The sequence below is a fragment of the bacterium genome, assembly GCA_040757115.1.
In the GTDB taxonomy this organism is placed as follows: domain Bacteria; phylum UBA9089; class CG2-30-40-21; order CG2-30-40-21; family SBAY01; genus JBFLXS01.
Map to the genome: position 1 here is coordinate 1 of JBFLYA010000368.1, position 2,787 is coordinate 2,787.

The window sequence follows — 2,787 nt, forward strand, 5'->3', positions numbered from 1 at the left end:
TTCCACAATCAATTTCTACCTATTTCTATAAATTTCAATCTATTTCTATTATCTTATCTCCATATCACTCTTATCTCCTTATCCCCTTTCTTACACTTTTGATATATAGCCTGAACGGTTACAATTTCCATTGCACAGGTAGCTTTTTTTTCACTCTCATCCTCATATCTCTTATCAACAGAACTTCACGCATTTGTAGTATATCCATCTAAAGCAAAATAACTCCCAGTTATTATCTTTGGTTAAAGTAAATTACCAACTGATGTTATAAACTCATCAAAATCCTTTAGGTCATATTTTGTATATCCTAAAATATTTCTGTCTTCAATCTCCAAATAACGGTGAATGAGTTTGTTTCTAAATTTTACCATTTTCCTTAATCTTAAAACTAAATCTTCGTTTAAAACTCCTTCTTTCCCTAATATTTCAAAACATTCCCCAAAAGCCGAAATCCCTTTATTGAATCTTTTGGCGGCAATATGAACACAAATTCCACCTACAGCTTCAATGGCTTGTAATAAATAATATTTTACCGCAGCCATATTCTCTTTTTTAGACCAAAATTCTTTTTCGTCTACAGAAGTAAGTCGTTGTATTTCTTTTAAAGCTTCCCTAATCTCTGAAACCCTTTGTTTAATCTTTTCTTTGTCTATTTCCATAAGGATTAACCCGCCACTAATTCTTTTAAAGATTGGTAAGCAATATATTCATTAGCCAGAGCATCTAAAGATGTGTTTTCTATCATCTCGGTGAGTAATTGATAATTTTTGCAAAAAAGCAATTGTCCACGATTGAAAATATTATTTAAAAAATAACCTGGTGCAAAGTTCAAGACCTTTATCTCAATAATATCAAACAGCAAGTTAGAGTCTTTAGCTACTATTTCGGAAAGTTCCAATTCAGAATTAAAGATGTCCCCTTTCTCTATATTGTCAAGATAAATACCAATATCAATATCTCTAAAAGATGGTCCATCTAAAAAAGAACCAAAAATAAAGGCAAAAACAATCTCATTTTTATTCAGGAGGGATTGTTTAATCTTCTCTATAATCTTTTGCCTTTGATTCTGTTTAAAAGATAAATATTCATTCATAATTTGATGCCTCTTCCTTGACTGATAGGAATTTGCTTTTTGGGTCTTTTGGATTGTTTATTCATTTTTGCACCTTCTGAGGGTATTTTAGCAAAAATTTTAGCATATGTCAATAAAAAAATTCGACCTGTGAAATAGGTTTTAAGAGAGCGTTGCGTAGGACATAAAGTTATATCTATGGTCCCAGGCATTGTGTTACCTCATTTCTTGCCATCTTTTTGTATTTCTTGACATTTTGGAGTCCCAAAAGACAACCCAGAGGGTCATTAACCAGTCGATAAAAGGGCATATCTTTAACTTCTGGCATAATTATCTCGAGTGGAGCCTTCCCGCTACCTGGTTGTTGCAAAAACAGATACATTACCAGAAAACACAAAAGCTCTCTCTTGGCACTCCCTACTGAAAAAAACCCACATCTTTTCTTGTAGAATTGGTTGAAATCCCTAAAAAATCGCTCTATGACATTATTTGTCTTAGGAAACTTCTTACTCCCTATAGCAGGCAAAAACTTCGGCAATATCTTTTCCGTGTTCTCTATCCAGCCTTGAATACCTAATTCCTTTCCATTCTCCTTCAGTCTTCCAAATCTCCTCTTTGCTGTCCGTTTATCATTAGTTTGCAATACCTTCTTTAGTTCCTTCTTCCGCTCTTTGAGGACTTCTTTATCCTTTTCTCCTCCACCATTATCAAATTGTTTCTTAACCCATCGACTCGTAGCTTCCTGATGATGAAAATGGCATAACAAATGCTTTATACATTTCCCTAACGCTTCTCTGATATATTCGTATCCCCCCATCCCATCCGTAATAAATACCCTGGGTATTTATCCCAACATCTTCAGTTGAGCCCCTATCCACCAACATGCCCATTTCCCTCTCGACTCCAAAAGTGATGTCAGTATTGGTAACCCTGTCTTCGCCTCTAATACTACAAACCAATAATACCATTTCCCTTGTATCTTTAGCCACTTCTCTTCTATATACACCATGGTTGCCTTTACCTGCTTCTTTATCCACACAGACACTATTGGCCAAATCTCCAAACCTAATCCAACTATCCACCGTCCTACCGTAGTCTTATCTACATAACACCATTTCCCCAACACAGACCCTGAAACACCATGATGATACAGTGCCCACAGAAAAGAGACCATCTGAAGTGGCTTATTGATAGAAGATAGTGGAACTCCCGGAGTTAATAAGCTCCGTATGGCAGTCGGGTCTAAAATTGTTCTCTCCTTCATCTCAGGAACCACTATACCTGCTTGTTTCACTCTCTCTGAACTAAAACTCCCCATCATCTCCAAAAGCAGATATTCCTCTCGGTAATGTGCCTTCCCTTTGGATAGCCGTTGTCGTAGGACACCTCGTAAATCACTATACGGTATTTGACTTAAGGCTGTTTGAATATTCCATTCTCTTATATCCTCTCGACCAAGACGCCTTTTTTTACTAACTCACATAATTCATTCACTTCAGCTAAAGGTTCCTTCCTTAACTCTAATAATACTGCTTCCACTACCTCTTTATCTACTTTCCGCTGACGGGTCAAAAACGCAAGCATATCCTCTTGTCAATGGCAATTGAAAACTGAGCCATTTTTGGCAATTGAAAATTGACCCAGGGGGCTCCAATAATCCATCAAATTTGGCAATGAAAATTGACCCACCCCCCAACGCATTTGTGTTACGAAAT

The 2,787-nt window shown here is 36.4% G+C and carries 6 protein-coding genes; 1 reads left to right on the plus strand and 5 read right to left on the minus strand.

Annotated elements, in window-relative coordinates; translation table 11 throughout:
• Positions 1–212, plus strand: a 212-nt coding sequence (locus AB1422_18715; protein MEW6621333.1) for a hypothetical protein, incomplete at its 5' end; no start/stop codon positions are given.
• A 30-nt stretch (positions 213–242) separates the two neighbouring features.
• On the opposite strand, the gene AB1422_18720 is transcribed toward AB1422_18715, so the two are convergent.
• From AB1422_18720 to AB1422_18740, 5 genes are all read right to left on the minus strand, one after another.
• Positions 243–659, minus strand: a complete 417-nt coding sequence (locus AB1422_18720; GenBank protein MEW6621334.1) for a DUF86 domain-containing protein — start codon at positions 657–659, stop codon at positions 243–245.
• Between the two features lie 5 nt (positions 660–664).
• Entirely contained in the window at positions 665–1,093 is a 429-nt protein-coding gene (locus tag AB1422_18725; GenBank protein MEW6621335.1) for a nucleotidyltransferase domain-containing protein, read from the minus strand.
• 175 nt (positions 1,094–1,268) lie between these two features.
• The gene (locus AB1422_18730) at positions 1,269–1,889 is read right to left on the minus strand and encodes a hypothetical protein (protein ID MEW6621336.1); all 621 of its coding nucleotides are present in this window, start codon (positions 1,887–1,889) and stop codon (positions 1,269–1,271) included.
• A 27-nt stretch (positions 1,890–1,916) separates the two neighbouring features.
• The gene (locus tag AB1422_18735) at positions 1,917–2,336 is read right to left on the minus strand and encodes a hypothetical protein (protein ID MEW6621337.1); all 420 of its coding nucleotides are present in this window, start codon (positions 2,334–2,336) and stop codon (positions 1,917–1,919) included.
• Between the two features lie 176 nt (positions 2,337–2,512).
• Positions 2,513–2,656, minus strand: a complete 144-nt coding sequence (locus tag AB1422_18740; protein MEW6621338.1) for a hypothetical protein — start codon at positions 2,654–2,656, stop codon at positions 2,513–2,515.
• Positions 2,657–2,787: the final 131 nt, after the last annotated feature.

Excerpts from the sequence above, each read along its gene's own strand:
- AB1422_18740 (MEW6621338.1), bottom strand. The coding sequence starts at position 2,656 with ATGCTTGCGTTTTTGACCCGTCAGCGGAAAGTAGATAAAGAGGTAGTG.
- AB1422_18725 (MEW6621335.1), bottom strand. The coding sequence starts at position 1,093 with ATGAATGAATATTTATCTTTTAAACAGAATCAAAGGCAAAAGATTATA.
- AB1422_18735 (MEW6621337.1), bottom strand. The coding sequence starts at position 2,336 with ATGAAGGAGAGAACAATTTTAGACCCGACTGCCATACGGAGCTTATTA.
- AB1422_18720 (MEW6621334.1), bottom strand. The coding sequence starts at position 659 with ATGGAAATAGACAAAGAAAAGATTAAACAAAGGGTTTCAGAGATTAGG.
- AB1422_18730 (MEW6621336.1), bottom strand. The coding sequence starts at position 1,889 with ATGGGGGGATACGAATATATCAGAGAAGCGTTAGGGAAATGTATAAAG.